Source organism: Cohnella sp. GCM10012308, assembly GCF_042649185.1.
In the GTDB taxonomy this organism is placed as follows: Bacteria; Bacillota; Bacilli; order Paenibacillales; family Paenibacillaceae; genus Cohnella.
The window spans coordinates 25,919-42,706 of sequence record NZ_JBHRYU010000018.1 but is presented as its reverse complement, the minus strand read 5'-3'; the positions used below and the strand labels follow the sequence as shown (position 1 = coordinate 42,706).

At 59.5% G+C, this 16,788-nt stretch carries 15 protein-coding genes; 9 read left to right on the top strand and 6 right to left on the bottom strand.

Annotated features, from left to right (window positions below; all coding sequences use genetic code 11):
• Positions 1-112 precede the first annotated feature (112 nt).
• On the bottom strand, positions 113-865 hold the full coding sequence (locus ACFOTD_RS19190; RefSeq protein ID WP_378121555.1) for an SDR family NAD(P)-dependent oxidoreductase: 753 nt from the start codon (positions 863-865) through the stop codon (positions 113-115).
• A gap of 18 nt (positions 866-883) precedes the next feature.
• Positions 884-1,318, bottom strand: a complete 435-nt coding sequence (locus ACFOTD_RS19185) for a MarR family transcriptional regulator (protein WP_378121554.1) — start codon at positions 1,316-1,318, stop codon at positions 884-886.
• Positions 1,319-1,522: 204 nt separating this feature from the next.
• On the opposite strand from ACFOTD_RS19185, the gene ACFOTD_RS19180 reads away from it, so the two are divergent.
• The 6 genes from ACFOTD_RS19180 to ACFOTD_RS19155 all read left to right on the top strand — a co-directional run bounded on the left by ACFOTD_RS19180 (position 1,523) and on the right by ACFOTD_RS19155 (position 7,627).
• Positions 1,523-2,452 (top strand): reverse transcriptase domain-containing protein, encoded by a 930-nt coding sequence (locus ACFOTD_RS19180; RefSeq protein WP_378121553.1) that lies wholly within the window; start codon positions 1,523-1,525, stop codon positions 2,450-2,452.
• Positions 2,453-2,660: 208 nt separating this feature from the next.
• On the top strand, positions 2,661-3,680 hold the full coding sequence (locus tag ACFOTD_RS19175) for a TetR family transcriptional regulator (RefSeq protein WP_378121552.1): 1,020 nt from the start codon (positions 2,661-2,663) through the stop codon (positions 3,678-3,680).
• Between the two features lie 332 nt (positions 3,681-4,012).
• A complete protein-coding gene (locus ACFOTD_RS19170) occupies positions 4,013-5,101 on the top strand; it encodes an ABC transporter substrate-binding protein (RefSeq protein WP_378121551.1) in 1,089 nt (362 codons plus the stop codon).
• A 4-nt stretch (positions 5,102-5,105) separates the two neighbouring features.
• Complete coding sequence (locus ACFOTD_RS19165) at positions 5,106-5,885, top strand: ABC transporter ATP-binding protein (RefSeq protein ID WP_378121550.1); 780 nt, start codon at positions 5,106-5,108, stop codon at positions 5,883-5,885.
• Entirely contained in the window at positions 5,866-6,729 is an 864-nt protein-coding gene (locus ACFOTD_RS19160) for an ABC transporter permease (protein WP_378121549.1), read from the top strand. Before ACFOTD_RS19165 ends, ACFOTD_RS19160 begins: the two co-directional genes overlap by 20 nt.
• A gap of 256 nt (positions 6,730-6,985) precedes the next feature.
• Positions 6,986-7,627, top strand: coding sequence for a polysaccharide deacetylase family protein (locus ACFOTD_RS19155; RefSeq protein WP_378121548.1), 642 nt, complete (start codon positions 6,986-6,988; stop codon positions 7,625-7,627).
• Between the two features lie 131 nt (positions 7,628-7,758).
• On the opposite strand, the gene ACFOTD_RS19150 is transcribed toward ACFOTD_RS19155, so the two are convergent.
• The 4 genes from ACFOTD_RS19150 to ACFOTD_RS19135 form a co-directional block, all read right to left on the bottom strand.
• Positions 7,759-8,619, bottom strand: a complete 861-nt coding sequence (locus ACFOTD_RS19150; RefSeq protein ID WP_378121547.1) for an SDR family oxidoreductase — start codon at positions 8,617-8,619, stop codon at positions 7,759-7,761.
• Positions 8,616-9,713, bottom strand: a complete 1,098-nt coding sequence (uxuA, locus tag ACFOTD_RS19145) for a mannonate dehydratase (protein ID WP_378121546.1) — start codon at positions 9,711-9,713, stop codon at positions 8,616-8,618. The genes ACFOTD_RS19150 and uxuA overlap by 4 nt, the downstream gene beginning before the upstream one ends.
• Positions 9,710-10,408, bottom strand: coding sequence for a GntR family transcriptional regulator (locus ACFOTD_RS19140; protein WP_378121545.1), 699 nt, complete (start codon positions 10,406-10,408; stop codon positions 9,710-9,712). Before ACFOTD_RS19140 ends, uxuA begins: the two co-directional genes overlap by 4 nt.
• 811 nt (positions 10,409-11,219) lie before the next feature.
• A complete protein-coding gene (locus tag ACFOTD_RS19135; RefSeq protein WP_378121653.1) occupies positions 11,220-11,891 on the bottom strand; it encodes a DUF559 domain-containing protein in 672 nt (223 codons plus the stop codon).
• 393 nt (positions 11,892-12,284) lie between these two features.
• On the opposite strand from ACFOTD_RS19135, the gene ACFOTD_RS19130 reads away from it, so the two are divergent.
• The 3 genes from ACFOTD_RS19130 to ACFOTD_RS19120 all read left to right on the top strand — a co-directional run bounded on the left by ACFOTD_RS19130 (position 12,285) and on the right by ACFOTD_RS19120 (position 16,782).
• Complete coding sequence (locus tag ACFOTD_RS19130) at positions 12,285-13,919, top strand: response regulator (protein ID WP_378121544.1); 1,635 nt, start codon at positions 12,285-12,287, stop codon at positions 13,917-13,919.
• Positions 13,912-15,711, top strand: coding sequence for a cache domain-containing sensor histidine kinase (locus ACFOTD_RS19125; protein ID WP_378121543.1), 1,800 nt, complete (start codon positions 13,912-13,914; stop codon positions 15,709-15,711). Before ACFOTD_RS19130 ends, ACFOTD_RS19125 begins: the two co-directional genes overlap by 8 nt.
• Before the next feature lie 141 nt (positions 15,712-15,852).
• The gene (locus tag ACFOTD_RS19120; RefSeq protein WP_378121542.1) at positions 15,853-16,782 is read left to right on the top strand and encodes an ABC transporter permease; all 930 of its coding nucleotides are present in this window, start codon (positions 15,853-15,855) and stop codon (positions 16,780-16,782) included.
• The last annotated feature ends 6 nt before the right edge of the window (positions 16,783-16,788 follow it).

Here is a 16,788-nt window from a genome sequence, read left to right as displayed (position 1 = left end):
GGGATCGCGAAGATCTCCGCCTCTTCCTCGGACGATTGGAGGCGCGCAAGCCGGGAAAGGCTAAGGCTAACTGCAACTCGCGTTCGGGGACTGAACGGACCCCGAAGCGGGCTTACTTGGCGTAATAGCCGCCGTCGATCGGCAGCTCGACGCCCGTAATGTACGACGACTCGTCCGACGCCAGGAACAGGACGCCGCGCGCGATGTCCTCGGGCTTGCCGAGCCGCTGGAGCGGCGTCTGGGAGAGCGCCCATTTGGTCATACGGTCGTCGTCGAAAATGCCCGCCGTCATCGGCGTCTCGATGTAGCCCGGATGGACCGAGTTTGCCCGGATGCCGAACTGCGCGTAGTCGACGGCCGTCGCCTTGGTGAGCATGCGCACCGCGCCCTTGCTGGCGGTGTAAGGTCCGGCGCCGCTGCCGCCCGTGAGGCCGGCGATCGACGAGATGTTGACGATCGAGCCGCCGCCGGCTTCGATCATGTGCGGGATGACGTGCTTCTGGCCGTAGAAGACGCTCGATACGTTGATCGACATCGTCTTGTCCCAGCTTTCGGCCGTCATCTCGAGGAACGGCGTAGCGTTGGAGATGCCTGCGTTGTTGACCAGAATATCGATTTTGCCGAAAGCCTTGACGACCTCCGCCACAATGCGAACCCAGTCCTCCTCGGACGCGACGTTGTGCTTGAAGCCGATCGCGGTGCCGCCGGCCGCTTCGATTTCCTTGACGACCTCCTGAAGCTTCTCCTCCTGCAGGTCCGTGATCGCTACCTTCGCGCCTTCCTGCGCGAACAGCAGCGCGTCCGCTTTACCCATGCCGCCTGCGGCTCCCGTAATAATCGCGACCTTGTTGTCCAATCTTCCCACGATCGATAACCTCCCGTTTTATACTTTCGTCTGTAAATGCGCGGACATCTTGCGGTAAGCCTCGATGAGCAGATCCGTCTCCGCCTCCGAGAACCCGTCCCACATCCCGCTCGTCAGTTCCTTGTACTTGTCCAGCATGCGCTTCTCGAACGCCAGGCCGGCATCGGTGATTCTCAGGAAAACTTGCCTGCGATCCTCCTCGGACACGACGCGTTCCGCATACCCTTTGCTTACCAGCTTGCCGCTCAGATTCGTCACGGCGGGCAGCGACACGTCCAGCAGGCTCGCAAATTGCGATACCGTCATCCGGTCCGAGCGTGCCAGCGTCTGGAGCATGTAATACTGCGGCGCCGTCATATGGCTCTCCAGCAGCTTGGCGTAGCTCGCGACGACCGTCAGCATCTGATTCGCGAATAACGTAGACAGCGTCTCTTGCTTGTCCAGTCCGGCCACCTCGATTCTTTTTATTTCAACTCATTTAATAATTCAAATACAAATAGTTAATACCTTTTAACTAAATTCAGTTTAGCGAACTGATGCATTCCCGTCAACCTGCAATAATCGGGAACAGCCCCGGTGGGATACCGGCACAATCAAATAAAACGCAGCAACATATAAAGTAGGGATCAGGCCGCATTCATTCAAAGGGGGGTTCGCGTGAAACGCGCTATCCGGTTTCAAATATCGCCCCGATTGATTCGAGAAGCGTTCAAGCAATCCAGGAAAACCAAAGTCGTCGGCGTGGACGGACAAACGATTCAGGACTATAAGCGGAATCTGGCCAAGCGGCTGCGCGAGCAGCGCGACCAATTGACCTCCGGCACGTACAGGCCGTCTGCGGTCCGCAGGGTGTATATTCCCAAGCGGAAAGGCGGAAAAAGGGCCATCGGCATTCCGACGGTCAATGACTTTATCGTACAGACGATGCTAAAAAACGAACTGTACCCGCGCCTCGAAAAGCTGTTTCATCCGAATTCGTACGGACACAGGCAAAAGCAACAAGCGCGCGAAGAAGCGATCCGCGTCGCGGGCCGTCGATGTCTCCGTTACGACTGGGCGGTCGTGCTCGATATTCAGAGCTTCGGCGACAGCGTCGATCACAAGCTGCTCATGAACATGCTAAAACGTCATATCCGCAACCGTTGGGTATTGCTCTATACGGAACGCACGATTAAATCGCCCGAACGAACGAAATCCGGCGCTTTGATTCAAAAGAAAAAAGGACTCGCGCAGGGCAACAAACTAAACTTTTTGCTCGGAAACTTTTATTTGCACGGCATTTTTGATTCGTGGATGAAAAAAAATCGTTCTCACGTGCCCTTTGAACGATATACCGACGACATTGTGTGTCACTGCAAAAGCGAGGCGGAGGCCAAAGCGCTGTTAAGCCAAATCCGCGGTCGGCTAAAGGCGCACGGCCTCGTCGTCCATCCCGACAAAACGAAAATCGTCTATTGCAAGGACGGAACGCGCAAAGGCAGCTATCCCAACGTGAAGTTCGAGTACTTAGGCGCGTCCTTTCAATCCCGCCGCATAAAATCCGGATCCGGCAAAGCAACGAACCGATTTGCGCCGGCGAGCGGATAAAGCGGCCGACAGATTCGTAAAGCACGTTCCCGGGAGCGTGCTTTTTTGTCTGGTTTCACAAAACTTCAAGGTTGCAAATCAAAGGTTGCAAATCAAGGTTAAAAACAGTATCGTATTAAATATATTGTATGTTAGTGATCACTAACTAACGGGCTGAAGGAGGGCGGACTTTATCCCGCAAGACGAAACCGACAGCGGAGAAAAGCTGATGCAAGCCGCCATCGACCTGATGGCCGAGCGGGGCTTCAAGGGCGTATCGACCAAGGAAATCGCGGCGGCGGCGGGCGTCAGCGAGATGACCTTGTTCCGGCGCTTCGGCACGAAGCTGACGCTGCTCGAGCAGGCGGTGGAGCGGTACCATTATGCCGTTGAGATGACCAAGGCGTTCGAGGAGAAAATCGTCTGGGACCTCGGCGAGGATCTGCGGTCGATCGGCCGGGTCTATCACGAGATTATGGCGCGCAACCGCAAGCTGTACCTGATCGTGCTTAAGGACGATACGCTCGCCGGGGTACGGGAGAAGGCGCAGCGCCATCCGAAAAAGATGCTGGAGCTGCTTGCGGACTACCTTAACGAGATGCGATTGCAAGGCAAACTGATCGAAACGGATACGCGCATGCAGGCGATGACGTTCATGTGGATGCATTTCGGCGCGTTCGTCTCTCGCTTGTACGGCGGCGATCCGTTGTCCGAAGTGTCCATGGCGGACGTAATCGAATCGAGCGCGGCTTTGTTCGAGAAGGCGTTGACGCCTAGTTATTCCGAATGGGGGAGTGACGGAAGAATGGATAAGACGATCAAGCGCGAAGCCGAGAGCGCTGTGGGCAAAACGAAGGACGCGGGTTATCAGATCGGCGTGCGCAGGACGGTACCGGTTACGGTAGAGGCGGCGTGGGGCTTTTTGACCGGCGCGGAGGGTCTGCGTGCCTGGCTTGGGGAAAACGAGGGCGCCGTCGTTCGCGAAGGGGAGAACTTCGCGACGCGGGAAGGCGACTCGGGGAGGTTCACGGTCGTCAAGCCCCTGTCCCATATGCGGCTGCAATGGATGAAGCGCGATTGGGAAGCGCCGTCATCGCTCCAGATCCGCGTGCTTCCGGCCAAGCAGGGCGCCACGATCAGCATTCATCAGGACAAGCTGTCAGGGCCGGCCGCCCGCGAAGAGATGAAGGCGCACTGGGAAGGCGTACAGGAAGCGATTCGAATCGGCCTGGAGGGCGAGTCTAGCTAAGCGCCGAACGAATTGCCGGCCTAACAAATTTATTTGCCGATGTGAATGCCGATCAAGGCATATCGCGATTATCGAAGGATGATCGCCTTATGCGCTTGATCGGCGTTTTTAATGCCGTTCGCGTTTTTTTTCGCGGTGCGGCCGCATCGCGGCGGGTACGGCCGGCTTGGACGGGGCGCGGGAAAAGCCCGCCTAGCATATAATGCATTTCCTTCTCGGATCCGGGCCATGCGATGCTGCGCACGGAGCTTGACCTAAGCTCGCGGCGCCTGAAGAGGAGGAGATCGCCCGCCGTCCGTCCCATGCATCCATTCCATAGGGAGGCCAACAACATGTTCAAGCCGACAAGACCCGTCATGCTGCTGCTCGCCGCGCTGCTGCTGGCGTTCGCCGCGTCATGCGGCAGCGCGAACGAAAAGTCCGCAAGCCCGAGCGCAACGTCCGCATCCCCCTCGCCGTCCGCCGCCGATCCGAGTCCGAGCCCGTCCGATAAGCCGAAGCAGATCGTGACGATCAAATTTTCCGAAGTCATCCGCTCGATCTTCTATGCGCCATACTACGCCGCAATCTCTCAAGGCTACTTCGAGGAAGAGGGCCTGAAGCTGGACATGAATACGGCCCAGGGCTCCGACAAGGGCGCGGCCGCGCTCATCGCGGGAACGGCGGATATCTCGCTCGTCGGACCGGAGACCGCCATTTATATCTACAATCAGCAAGGCGAAAAGAAGCTCAAGATTTTCCACCAGCTGACGATGAAGGACGGCTCGTTCCTGCTGTCCCGCAACAAGATAGACGCCTTCGACTGGACTTCGCTCGCAGGAAAAAAAATCATCGGCTGGCGTCCGGGCAGCGCGCCGCAGATGGTGATGGCTTCGGCGCTTAAAGCCGAGGGCGCGGAGGGGGCGAGCGTCGTCACGAACATCGCCGCGCCGGCGATGGCAGGCGCATTCGCAAGCGGGCAAGGCGATTATATCCAGCTGTTCGAGCCGGTCGCGTCCATGCTCATCGCGGAAGGCAAAGCCTACTATGCCGCTTCGCTCGGCGAGACGTTCGGCGACTTCCCGGAGACGTCGTTCGTCGCGACCACGGACTATATCGAGAAGCATCCGCAGGTTATCCAGGGCTTCGTGAACGCCGTCGCCAAGGCGACTGCCTGGCTTGCAAGCGCATCGGACGACGAGATCGCGGCGGCGCTCACGCCGTATTTCGAGGGAACGCCGAAGGAGAGAATCGTCGAATCGGTCCGCCGTTATCAGAAGCAAGATACCTGGCCGGCAACGCCCGTACTGACCGCCGAAGCGTTCGACAAGCTGCAAAGCGTGCTGATCGACAACGGCGTGCTGAAGACCGAGGACAAGATCGCCGATATGAACGAAATCGTCGATATGTCCTTCGTCCAGCGGATCGGAGAGGCGGGATGAACCGATGTCGCAAATCGAGCTGCAGGGCGTCGGACTGAGCTATTTTACGTTAAAGCAGGAAACCGAGGCGCTGAGCGACATCAACGTCGCGATCGAACGCGGGGAATTCATCAGCATCGTCGGACCGAGCGGCTGCGGGAAAAGCACCTTGCTCTCCCTCGTTTCGGGCATGCAAAAACCGACGAAGGGCAAGGTGCTGATCGACGGGGCGGAGGTGCGCGGCGCCTCCCCCAAGGTGGGGTATATGCTTCAGCACGACCATCTGTTCGAATGGCGGGACCTGCTGAGCAACCTGCTCGTCGGCGCGGAGATCCGGCGCATGGACAGGAAGAAGGCGAAGCAAAGGGCGCTCGAGCTGCTCGAGCGGTACGGTCTCGGCGGGTTCGCGGGGCACAGCCCGGCCCAGCTGTCGGGCGGCATGCGGCAGCGGGTGGCGCTCATCCGGACGCTTGTGGCTGAGCCGGACATCTTGCTGCTCGACGAGCCCTTTTCCGCGCTGGACTACCAGACGCGGTTGACGCTGGCCGACGAGATTTATCATATTATCAAGGACCAGGGCAAGACGGCCGTCCTCGTGACGCATGACATCTCCGAAGCGATCGGCATGGCCGACCGGGTGTTGGTCATGTCGAAGCGGCCGGGCAAGATTGCTAGCGTCCACGACATCGGCTTCGACGAAGGCGAGGGGCTGTCTCCCTGGAAAAAGCGGGAAGCGGGCCGTTACCATTCGTATTTTAACGCGATATGGAGGGAGCTGGAGGGTCATGTCGTCGAACGCGGATAACGAAAAGCAAGGCTCACAAGGCCTTGCGGCCGTCGAACCAGCCGCCCCGGCCTCGCCGCAGTATAGGAAATACTTGCGAGCGCAGCGGCGATTGCGCATGGCCGTCTGGCTGGCGAGAGTCGCGCTGCTCGCGGCGTTCCTCGGCATCTGGGAGCTGGCCGCAGACCGTAAGTGGGTCGACGCCATGTTGACGAGCCGTCCGTCGCAGCTTGTGGCCGCATTCCAAAGCCTGGCGCTCGAGGGCAGACTGTGGCATCACGCCTGGGTCACGACGTCGGAGACCGTCATCGGACTGGCGCTGTCGATGGCGATCGGCACGGCCATTGCCGTCGCGCTCTGGTGGTCCGCGTACGCGTCCAAGGTGCTCGAGCCGTATATGGTCGTGCTGAACGCGCTGCCCAAGGTGGCGCTCGGGCCGATCTTCTACATCTGGCTCGGGGACCGCTACTCGGTGTACGGCATGGCGATCGCCATCTCGGTCATCGTCTCGATCATGATGCTCGAATCGGGCTTCAAGGAGATCGGCCAGACGAAGCTGAAGCTGATGGAGTCGTTCGGCGCGACCAAGCTGCAGACGCTGCGGATGGTGCTGCTGCCCGCGAGCGTCCCGAACCTCATCGCGACGCTGAAGGTCAATGTGGGACTCACGCTCGTCGGCGTCATCATGGGCGAGTTTTTGTCGTCGAAAGCGGGGCTTGGCTATATGATCATTTACGGTGGCCAGGTGTTCCAGATGGACATGGTCATGGTCGCCATCGCGATGCTCGCGGTGCTCTCGATCGCGCTGTACGGCGTCGTCGCGCTCGTCGGCCGCATCGCGCTCAGGCGCAATCACTATGAGTAAACGACATGCCGCCGCGCCGTCCCAAGCCGGGCGGCGCGGCGGATGAAGGCGAAGCCGGGTCTTCCCGCCGATATAATGCTTTAAAGCGCTTATAGCCGGCACACAAGCACGGCTTTAGCAACTCTTAAAAAAGAGTGAAAAAATCGCGGCAATCGTTTAATCTAATTTTTGGAAGAACGAATTGCTGAAGTAAGTTTTATTCCGTGGTGGAAAGCAGTTAGCCTTTCATTTCCGTACATAAGGAGACGTTGCCCGAATGAGCCAGGCCGAAACCCGATCGCGCGATTCATCCGACATGATCTCGATTCACGGCACTTCCGTCAAAGCGGTTGCCATTACCTTCGACGACGGCCCGAACCCCGACTTTACGCCGCAGATGCTGGACATTTTCCGCGAAGAGGGAGGCCGCGCGACGTTCTATATGACCGGCGAGCAGATCGCGCGTTATCCCGATACGGCGAGGCTCGTGCAGGAGACGGGCCATGAGATCGGCAATCATACGTACACGCATCCCCATCTAACCGAGCTGGACGAAGAGGCCGTCCGGGCGGAGCTTGTCCGCACAAGCGACTTGATCCGCGAGACGGTCGGCGCGTTGCCTGCGACATTTCGTCCGCCCTATCTGGCGACCGACGCGCAGGTCGAACGCATCGCGCGCGAGCTTGGCTACCCGGTCGTCGGCGGCGTAAACGGCGCTGCGCGGGACTGGGAGATGCCCGGTGCGGACCATATTCTCGAAGCCTCGCTCGCCGTTGCGGAGCCGGGCAGCATTTTGCTTTTCCATGACGGCTACGGCGACCGGTCCCAGACTGTCGAAGCGGTGCGAGCGCTCGTGCGTACGCTGAAAAAGGAAGGGTACGTCTTCGTGACGGCCAGCGAGCTGCTAGCTATGAAATAACGATGTCAGCGACATAATCTGCGACGTAAAAAAGCCCGGCGACAGATACGATGGCTGAGCGGACGATTCCGCTGCGATCCGTATCCTGCTGGGCTTTTCGTTGTTCGACGCTGCGTAGACTTTTCTAACGTTCACACGCCGGAGTAAGCCATAAATCCGCCGTCCACCGGGATAAAGGCGCCGGTCACGAAGCCGGACGCCGCATCGTCGACGAGCCATAGTAGCGTGCCGAGCAGATCCTCGGGCTGGCCGAACCGGCGCATCGGCGTGTGCGCGATGATTTTGCCGGAGCGCTCCGTCAGCGAGCCGTCCTCGTTTTTGAGCAGCGCGCGGTTTTGCTCGGTCAGGAAAAACCCGGGCGCCAGCGCGTTGACGCGAATGCCCGATTCGGCGAGATGCACAGCGAGCCACTGCGTCCAGTTGTTGATGGCGGCTTTGGCCGCGCTGTAGGCGGGCACCTTGGTCATCGGCGAGGGAGCGCTCATCGAGGAGACGTTGACGATGACGCCGCTGCCTCTCTCGGCCATCGACCGGCTGAAAATCTGGGACGGAATCAGCGTCCCCATCAGATTCAGGTCGAGCACGCCTCGGAAGCCCGCGGCGCTCAGGTCAAAAAAGGTGGTCACGCCTTCGCGCCCGAGGTCCTCTAGACGGAAAATCTCGCCCGTCGTATTGGCGCTCGGATGATTGCCGCCGGCGCCGTTGATCAAGATGTCGCACGGACCCAGCTCCCGCGAGACGACGGCTTCGGCCGCGCGCACGCTGTCCGCGTCGGTGGCGTCGCAGGCGACGGCGATCGCCGTGCCGCCCGCCGCGCGAATCTCGGCGGCGACCTGTTCGCCTTTTTCGACCGTCCGGTTAAGTACGGCGACCTTGGCGCCTTGCCGGCCGAGCTCCTTGGCCATCACGCGGCACAAGACGCCCGAGCCGCCGGTGATGACAGCGACTTTGCCCGCCAGCGACTCGTGAATCGGGAGGAGACTCGCGCTCATACCGCAGCCTCCTCGGTCTTGGCGTCCGCGTCCGCAACGGCACGCGCCGCCGCATCCCACAGTCCCCACAAATACATGATGCCGAGCGCGCGATCGTAGAGACCGTAACCAGGACGGCATACTTCGCCCCAGAGATGGCGACCGTGGTCCGGCCGCGCATAACCCGTGAAGCCGACGTCGTGGTAAGCTTTGACGATGCCGGCAATATCGACCGTTCCGTCCTGCGTGCGGTGGGACGTCTCGATAAAGTCTCCGTTTTCGTACACGCGAACGTTGCGGATATGCGCGAACGGGATGCGGTCAGCGAATTCATGGATCATGGCCACGATATCGTTGTCCGGGTTGGCGCCTAGCGAGCCGCTGCACAGCGTGATGCCGTTGTACGGGCTGTCGTGCAGCGCGAGGAACCGGCGGAAGTTGGCCTGGCTCGTCATGATGCGCGGAAGACCGAAGATCGGCCACGGCGGATCGTCCGGGTGGATCGCCATCTTGATGCCGCACCGGGCGGCGACGGGAATGACCTCGTCCAGGAAGTAGCGTACGTTCTCCCAGAGATCCTCTTCGGTTACGTTCTTGTAAGCTTCGAACAAAGCGGTCAAATGCTCGAGCCGCTCCGGCTCCCAGCCCGGCATCGTAAGCTCCGAGTTTTCGTTGATCTGGCGGACCAGCTCGAAGGGGTCGATGTTGTCGATCCGGCTTTTTTCATAAAACAGAGCGGTGGAGCCGTCTTCCATTTCCTTGTGCAGCTCGGTCCGCAGCCAGTCGAATACCGGCATGAAGTTGTAGCAGACGACCTTGACGCCGACCTGACCCAGCTTCTCCAGCGTGCGCTTGTAGTTCTCGATGTAGGCGTCCCGGCTCGGAAGCCCCAGCTTGATATCCTCGTGGATGTTCACGCTTTCAACCACGTCAATGTTGAGTCCGGCCGCGTGCGCCTCGTCCCGTAAAGCCACAATCTTCTCCATCGGCCACTCTTCGCCGGCGGGCGTGTCGTGCAGCGACCACACGATCCCCTCGACGCCCGGAATCTGCCGGATTTGCTCGAGCGAGACCGTATCGTTTCCCGTGCCGAACCAGCGGAACGTCATTCTCATGGCTTGCCGTCTCCTCCCGATACGAAATATTGCGGATACTTGTCCATCAGATGCGCCAGATCGCGAACGCTGAGCAGCAGATGCTCCTGCATGAGGCGCTCCGCCCGGTCGGCATCGCCGTCCTTGACGGCCCGATAAATCGTCTCATGCTGCTCGTACAAATGCTGCCAATGGCGGTCCGCCACGAGCCGCAGCATTCGGCTGCGGTTGAGATGGACGTTCATCTGCCCGATCGCGCGCCACGTATTGAGCTTCCCGCAGCCGTCGAACAAGATCCGGTGGTAGGCTTCGTCCAGCTCGAACAGCCTGCGGTCGTCCTCGCGCTCGATGCTCTTCAGCTGCAGGGACAAATTGTCCTCTAGCGCATGGAGATGTTCGCTCGGAAAATGCGCGCAGGCGAGCCTGACCACGGCCCGCTCGAGATGCTCGCGCATGAAGCGGGCTTCCTCCACCAGCGCGGGATCGATCAGCGAGACGAACGTTCCCCGTTGCGGCAGCACCTGCACGAGGCCTTCCTGGGCGAGCCTCACGAAACTCTCGCGTACCGGCGTCCGGCTGACGCCCAGCACGAGCGAAGATTCCTTCTCGGACAGGGCGGTGCCGGGAGCAAGCTCCAGATTCAGAATCTGTTCCTTCAGCTTCGCGTAGACCGTTTCCCGCGCCGAGGGCTCCTGTGCGCGTCCGTTCGTATACATGGTGCGGTTCCTCCGTTCGGACGATGCAATTACTCGTGAAATTGCCTGTGAAATTGCGGTGAAATGGCTCGTGAAACTGCTTGTGAAACTGCTTGTGAAACTGCTTGTGAAACTGCTTGTGAAATTGCTCGTGAAACAGCTTATGATGACAAAATCCATTCTACCATACTTGTATGGTAGTGTGGTAGGCGTTTTTGGAATCCGGAAATAGTGGATTTTAAATGGATTTGATTAAATGCCTGCATATAAGCAGGCTTTTAATGCCAAAGGTTGACGCCGCATTATAAGCCTGCAAATATGCAGGCTTTTCGGCAGAAAGGCCGTTGAAGTGACCCAAAAGATTAAAAAGGATGTATAGATGCAGGAATTTGACTCTTAAGGGGGAACTGACACGAAAAAGCCTGTATAAATGCAGGTTTCTTAGTAATAGTGTCCGATCGGATGGGTCTGTTCGCCGCCCGCCCCAACCGCCGCCCGCCCCAACACACTGCTCGCACTCGCCGCCACCTGCCCCAACCGTCGCAATACACCGCCCGCCCCAACCGTCGCAATACACCGCCCGCCCCAACCGTCGCAATACACCGCCCGCCCCAACCGTCGCAATACACCGCCCGCCCCAACCGTCGCAATACACCGCCCGCCCCAACCGCCGCCCGCCGCAACACACCGCTCGCACTCATCGCCGCCCGCCCCAACACACTGCTCGCACTCATCGCCGCCCGCTCCAGCCGCCGCCTACCCCAACACACCGTCCGCACCCGCACCAAATCAGCATTCACCCACTTATATACGCGCCATCACCAGTTCGCCCTTACAGCAGCCTAAGCGCGGCCGGATTCAATTGATACTTCACAATGTGTTTGCCCTGGTTGCCCGACAGCGGCGTGAACAGTCCTTTCTCGCTCAGCGACTGCAGCGTCCTGACGGCGATGCGATGGTTGACCTGCAAGTGTGCTTCTACGTCGATCGGACGCAGCGGCCTGGATAGACCGCATGCCAAGCGAATCGTCTCCCGCTCCGCGAGTCCGTTCACCCCGACGGGGACGGCCTCCGCCTGATAGCGGCTGATGAGCATGCGCAGCAGCGTGACGCACAGATCCGGCCGGGCAACCACGTCGTCATACGAGAAGGAAACGACCTGATAACCCATTGCTCCGAGAAACGTTTCTCTGTTCAGCTCATTGCAATACTTTTGCCGGTCCATATCCCGAACATGCGGGCCGAAGCCTTTAATCTCGATGACGATTTTGACGGTCATCAAAATCCATACGAAGTCACAGAAATAGGATATGCCCCGCCAATCCATCACCTCGTACTCGGGGTGCAGCCCCTCGAAATTTCCGCGAAGCCGCCACCATACGTTCTGGCAAAACAGCTTCTCCGCCTCCCGGTGTCCGCGTTCGAGACGTCCTCTGCGCTCCCCGGTCCGCCGGGCCAAATGATTGGCAATAAACCCGGCATGGGCTTGCTCAAATTCCATCATTCGCACAACAACCTTTCTCCTTAAAAATAAAAAACGCCCCGTCTCCATTCGCGCGGAATGAAGAGGGACGTGCTTCGTCTCATACTTTCCATTGTAATGAGTCGAACCGGTAACGTCCATAATTTTCGTTCTCAACCGCCCCAACCGATCCCAACGCCCCAACCGCCCCAACCGCCCCAACCGCCCCAACCGCCCCAACCGCCCCAACCGCCCCAACCGCTCAACCGCCCCAAACTCACCACACACGCTCGCCGGCACTCCGCGCAAAAAGAGATTCAATCGCACCATAAAAGCTAAGATATGCTCATTGCGCTTTGCGAGCCCCGAGGGTATGCTTTTCTGACGAATGTCCGTATTTTACTATAGCGGTTTCATGGGAAAGGGGAGACCCTCATGCTGGCTCTGATCGTGGACGACGAACTGGAAATTAGAGAAGGGCTGCGAACGCAAATTCCCTGGGCCGAATACGGGGTGGAGGAGACCGTGGTCGCAGACGACGGCGATACGGCGCTGGACATTGCCAGAGCGCGTATGCCCGATCTCGTCGTCACGGATATCCGGATGAACCGCATGTCGGGGCTTGAGCTGCTAGAGCGCCTGTCCGCCGAGCGACCCGCGGGGTGGAAAGGGATCGTCATCAGCGGCTACGACGATTTCGACATCGTGCGGACGGCTATGAAGCTGGGCGCGATGGATTATATATTGAAGCCGATCAATACCGGCGAGCTCGGAGAGATCGTCATCCGCATGATCGGCCAGCTGCGCAAGGAACGCCTCGAGCGCGAGCGCCAGAGCCGGCTGCAGAGCCATCTGAACTCCGCCCTGCCAAAGATGCGGGACGAGGTCGTGCGCGAGCTGATCGAGGTGCCGTACGATCCGTACCGGGAGACGCGAATTCTGCACAGGCTGCGGACGCTGGAGCTCGATTGGCTGCTCGGCGGGCGTCTGGCGCTGCTGCTCGTCGAGGTGGACGACCTGAGGTCGATCGAGACGCGGGACGGCTCGCGGCTGGAAAAGGAGTTGATCCTGTTCGGCATCGGCAACGTCGCTAAGCAGACGCTCGAGGAGGACACGCCGCATCTGTCCGTCCTTGTGGCTGACCAGAAGAACCGGTGGGCCATCGTGCTGGAGTGTCCGGAGAACGGCTGGCTCGAGCCCTGCAAGGAGCTGGCCGGGCTGTTGATCGGCCGCGTGAACCAGTACGTCAAGGTGAACGTGAGCGTCGCGATCAGCTCGGGCTGCGGTGATACCAAACGTCTGCATGCGCTGTATCAGGAAGCGGAGGACACGCTGATGCAGAAGGCCGTCTACGGCGGCAACCGCATGCTGACGAGTCTCGGCTGGGAAAACGAGGCCGAACGGGACGTGCCGTCCATCGCCCAGACGGACGAGGTGCTGGACCTGGTCCGCTACGGTACGGACGAGGATATCCGCACGGCGATGGACCGCTTCGTCGAGATGGTGAAGTGCTGGGGTGCGGGCCATATCCGCGATACGCAGCAGCGGATTTTCGAATGGCTGCTCAGCCTGTTCAAAAAAGCGGCGGCGCTCGGCTGGACCGACCGGTCCTGGGAGCGCAATCCGGTCATCGTCTGGGAGCGGCTCGAGAAGTTCGACACGCTCGAGTCTCTGCGGGAGCAGTCCGAGCAGTTCCTGCTCGCCATGGCCGTCGACTTCCGAAGCCACGCGGCGCCGCCGAGCCAGATCATCCAGGAGGCGGACAAGTTCATCCGCGCGCATTACGCGGAGAGCCTCACGCTGCCGAGCGTGGCCGCCGAGGTGCACGTGACCCCCGTCTGGCTGAGCAAGCTGTTTAAAAAAGAGATGCACAAAACGTTTCTCGAATATTTAACCGACATTCGCATGGACAAGGCGAAGCGGATGCTGGCGGACGTGCAATATAAAATTTACGAGATTTCCGCGCAGGTCGGCTACAAGGATCCCGTACATTTTACCAAAGTATTCAAAAGGCAGGCTGGGCTGACGCCGAAGGAATACCGCAGGCTGCAGGGCATCGCGGATGAGTAAGGCGATCTCGCTGCGGCTCGCCTCGTCGCTTCGCAACCGGATGATATTGATCTTCTTCATGATCATTGTCGTCCCTTTTTTATGGTTCGCCTATTATGCGCACGTCAAGTCGATCGAGGGCATCTCGAACGCGAACCTGTCGATGACCAACAACTACCTGCTGCAGGTGCGCAAAAACTTCCAGAACTACCTGAGCGCGCTGAACGAGCAAGTAAACGATCTGATCGGCGACAAACGGCTGCAGGATCTGCTCCAGCCGACCGGAGACGGCGCGGCCAGCGAGGAATCGTTTACGGTCGACTTGCTGACCTGGCTGTACCAGCGCACGTCGAGCGTCGATGCCTTCCGGGTCGGCGTCTATCCGATCGACCCCGACGACTATGCCGATTATCTCAGCACGATCGGCGAACCGAACGTCGGCGCGCAGGCATGGTTCCGTCAATCCGCCGCGCAGGTCAGTCCGTCCTGGTACCTGAAGCTGCCGGAGCAGGGCAGGCTGGAGCGTCCGCTCCTTACTTACGTCAAACGCTTCTCGGGCTTGTACGACCAGACGCCGCGGGGCATCATCGCCACGGACGTGTCCGAAGACCAATTCAAACGTTTTTTCTCGCCCAGCGGGCAAATGATCGAGCAGCGGCTCCTGTTGCTGAGGAACGACGACGGGGTCGTGTTGTACGATTCGTTCGAAAACGGCTGGACCGGCACGCCGTTCCCTTCTTCCGGCTTCGTGGAGCAGTTCCGCATAGACAGCGAAGGCGAGAAAACGATCGCGCTCGGCGGGAGCAAATACCTGGCGAGTTTCGTCCGGATGGACAACGAGCCCTGGGCGATCGTCAGCCTGACGCCGCTTAAGGATCTGACGGGCACGATCGACGAGATCAACCGGGCGACCGTCTACTTTCTGATCGGCTATCTGATTTGCTGCGTGGGCGTCGTGCTGTATATTACGGCCTCCTTTACCCAGCCGATCGTACGCCTGGTCCGTTATATGCGCAAGCTGGAGTCCGGCGATTATCAGCAGCAGATTCCGCCGTCCCGAAGGCAGGATGAGGTCGGATGGCTGTATCGGGGCTTCGGCAGCCTGATCCGCAAGATCGAAGGCCTGATCGTCGAAGCCTCGCGCGCGGAGCGCGCCAAGAAAGAGCTGGAATTTCAAGTGCTGAGCCATCAGATCAATCCGCATTTCTTGTACAATACGCTCGAGTCGATCCGCTGGAAGGCCGAGAAGCACGGCGCGGGCGAAGTGGCGCAAATGGTCGCCGCGCTCGGCAACCTGCTGCGTCTCAGCCTGAACCAGGGCAAGGAGATTACGACGCTCGGCAGAGAGCTGGAGCAGGTAAAAGCCTACGTGCAGATCGAACAGGCCAGGATGGGAAGGCCGATCCGGATCTTGTACGGCGTCGACGACGAGCTGAAGGAGCTGCCGTTCCTTCGCCTGCTGCTCCAGCCGCTGGTCGAGAACGCGATCCAGCACAGCATCCGCAACGACTTCGAGAGCGGGAAAATTCTCATATCGGCGCGCCGCGAGGGCGGCGATATCGCGATCGATATTATCGACAACGGGGGCGGCATACCGCCCGAGGCGCTGGCGAAGCTCGACATGGAGGAGCCTCCCGGCAGCCGAAGCTCCGAGAACGCGAAGGGCGTCGGCTTGCGCAACGTTAACAATCGATTGAAGCTTTATTTCGGCGAAGGCTACCGTTTGCAGATCGAAACGGGACCCGCGTTCGGCACGAAGATTGCGCTGCGGCATCCGATACTGGACAAAGAAGACAAGAGCCGACCCGAATAGGGACGGCTCTTTTTTACGCATGCGGAGGCTTCCCCCGGAACAGGACATTCACGGACCGCAAAGGATAAGATCCGCTCATGGCCGGGCGTGCGGCCCCCCTTTATCATAAAGGTATCACGATAACAGAAAGGAACATCGCGCATGAAACGCCGAAACGGCCTGGTCCGGGACCTTATGCAAAACCATCAGCTGATCGTCATGTTCCTGCCCGTCGCGACGCTGCTGTTTTTGTTCTGCTACCTGCCGCTGTCAGGACTGATCATTCCGTTCAAAAACTTCGACTTCCAAAAGGGCATATTCGGAAGCGACTGGATGCACCCGCTGTTCAATAACTTCGACTACCTGCTGTCCTCCGATGCCGCCTTCCGCGCGGTCCGCAACACGATCCTGCTCAACGTGCTCTTTATCGCCGTCGGCCTGATCTTCGAAGTGGGCTTCGCGCTCATGCTGAACGAGCTGCGGAACAAGTACTTCAAGCGCGTCACCCAATCGCTGACGTTCCTGCCGTTCTTTATCTCCTGGATTGTCGTCGGCGTGTTCACCTACAACCTGCTTAATTACGAGACAGGGGCAGTCAACCGGTTCCTCGAGTGGATCGGCGCCGGACCCGTCGATTTCTACAGCGAAGCGGGCCTGTGGCCGCTCATCCTGACCATCGCGATCCGGTGGAAAGTGACGGGCTACGGCACGATCATCTACCTGGCCGCCCTGACTTCGATCGACAACTCGTACTATGAGGCCGCCTCGATCGACGGCGCTTCGCGGTGGCAGCAGATCCGGTATATCAGCCTGCCGATGCTGCGGCCCACCGTCGTCATTCTGACGCTGCTGGCGATCGGCCGGATCATGAACGCGGATTTCGGGATGTTTTACGCCATGGTCGGGGACGCGACGCTGCTGTTCCCTACGACCGACGTCATCGACACCCTGGTGTATCGCAGCCTTCGCCAATCCGGCGATATCGGCATGGCCTCCGCGGCCGGCTTCCTGCAGTCCGTCGTCGCCTTCGTGCTCGTGCTCTCCAGTAACTATGCCGCCCGCAAAATCGACAGAGACTCGGCGATCTTTTAATCGGGT

Coding starts and splice junctions, on each gene's coding strand:
- ACFOTD_RS19175 (WP_378121552.1), top strand. CDS start 2,661: ATGCAAGCCGCCATCGACCTGATGGCCGAGCGGGGCTTCAAGGGCGTA.
- ACFOTD_RS19170 (WP_378121551.1), top strand. CDS start 4,013: ATGTTCAAGCCGACAAGACCCGTCATGCTGCTGCTCGCCGCGCTGCTG.
- ACFOTD_RS19165 (WP_378121550.1), top strand. CDS start 5,106: ATGTCGCAAATCGAGCTGCAGGGCGTCGGACTGAGCTATTTTACGTTA.
- ACFOTD_RS19160 (WP_378121549.1), top strand. CDS start 5,866: ATGTCGTCGAACGCGGATAACGAAAAGCAAGGCTCACAAGGCCTTGCG.
- ACFOTD_RS19155 (WP_378121548.1), top strand. CDS start 6,986: ATGAGCCAGGCCGAAACCCGATCGCGCGATTCATCCGACATGATCTCG.
- ACFOTD_RS19150 (WP_378121547.1), bottom strand. CDS start 8,619: ATGAGCGCGAGTCTCCTCCCGATTCACGAGTCGCTGGCGGGCAAAGTC.
- uxuA (WP_378121546.1), bottom strand. CDS start 9,713: ATGAGAATGACGTTCCGCTGGTTCGGCACGGGAAACGATACGGTCTCG.
- ACFOTD_RS19140 (WP_378121545.1), bottom strand. CDS start 10,408: ATGTATACGAACGGACGCGCACAGGAGCCCTCGGCGCGGGAAACGGTC.
- ACFOTD_RS19135 (WP_378121653.1), bottom strand. CDS start 11,891: ATGATGGAATTTGAGCAAGCCCATGCCGGGTTTATTGCCAATCATTTG.
- ACFOTD_RS19130 (WP_378121544.1), top strand. CDS start 12,285: ATGCTGGCTCTGATCGTGGACGACGAACTGGAAATTAGAGAAGGGCTG.
- ACFOTD_RS19125 (WP_378121543.1), top strand. CDS start 13,912: ATGAGTAAGGCGATCTCGCTGCGGCTCGCCTCGTCGCTTCGCAACCGG.
- ACFOTD_RS19120 (WP_378121542.1), top strand. CDS start 15,853: ATGAAACGCCGAAACGGCCTGGTCCGGGACCTTATGCAAAACCATCAG.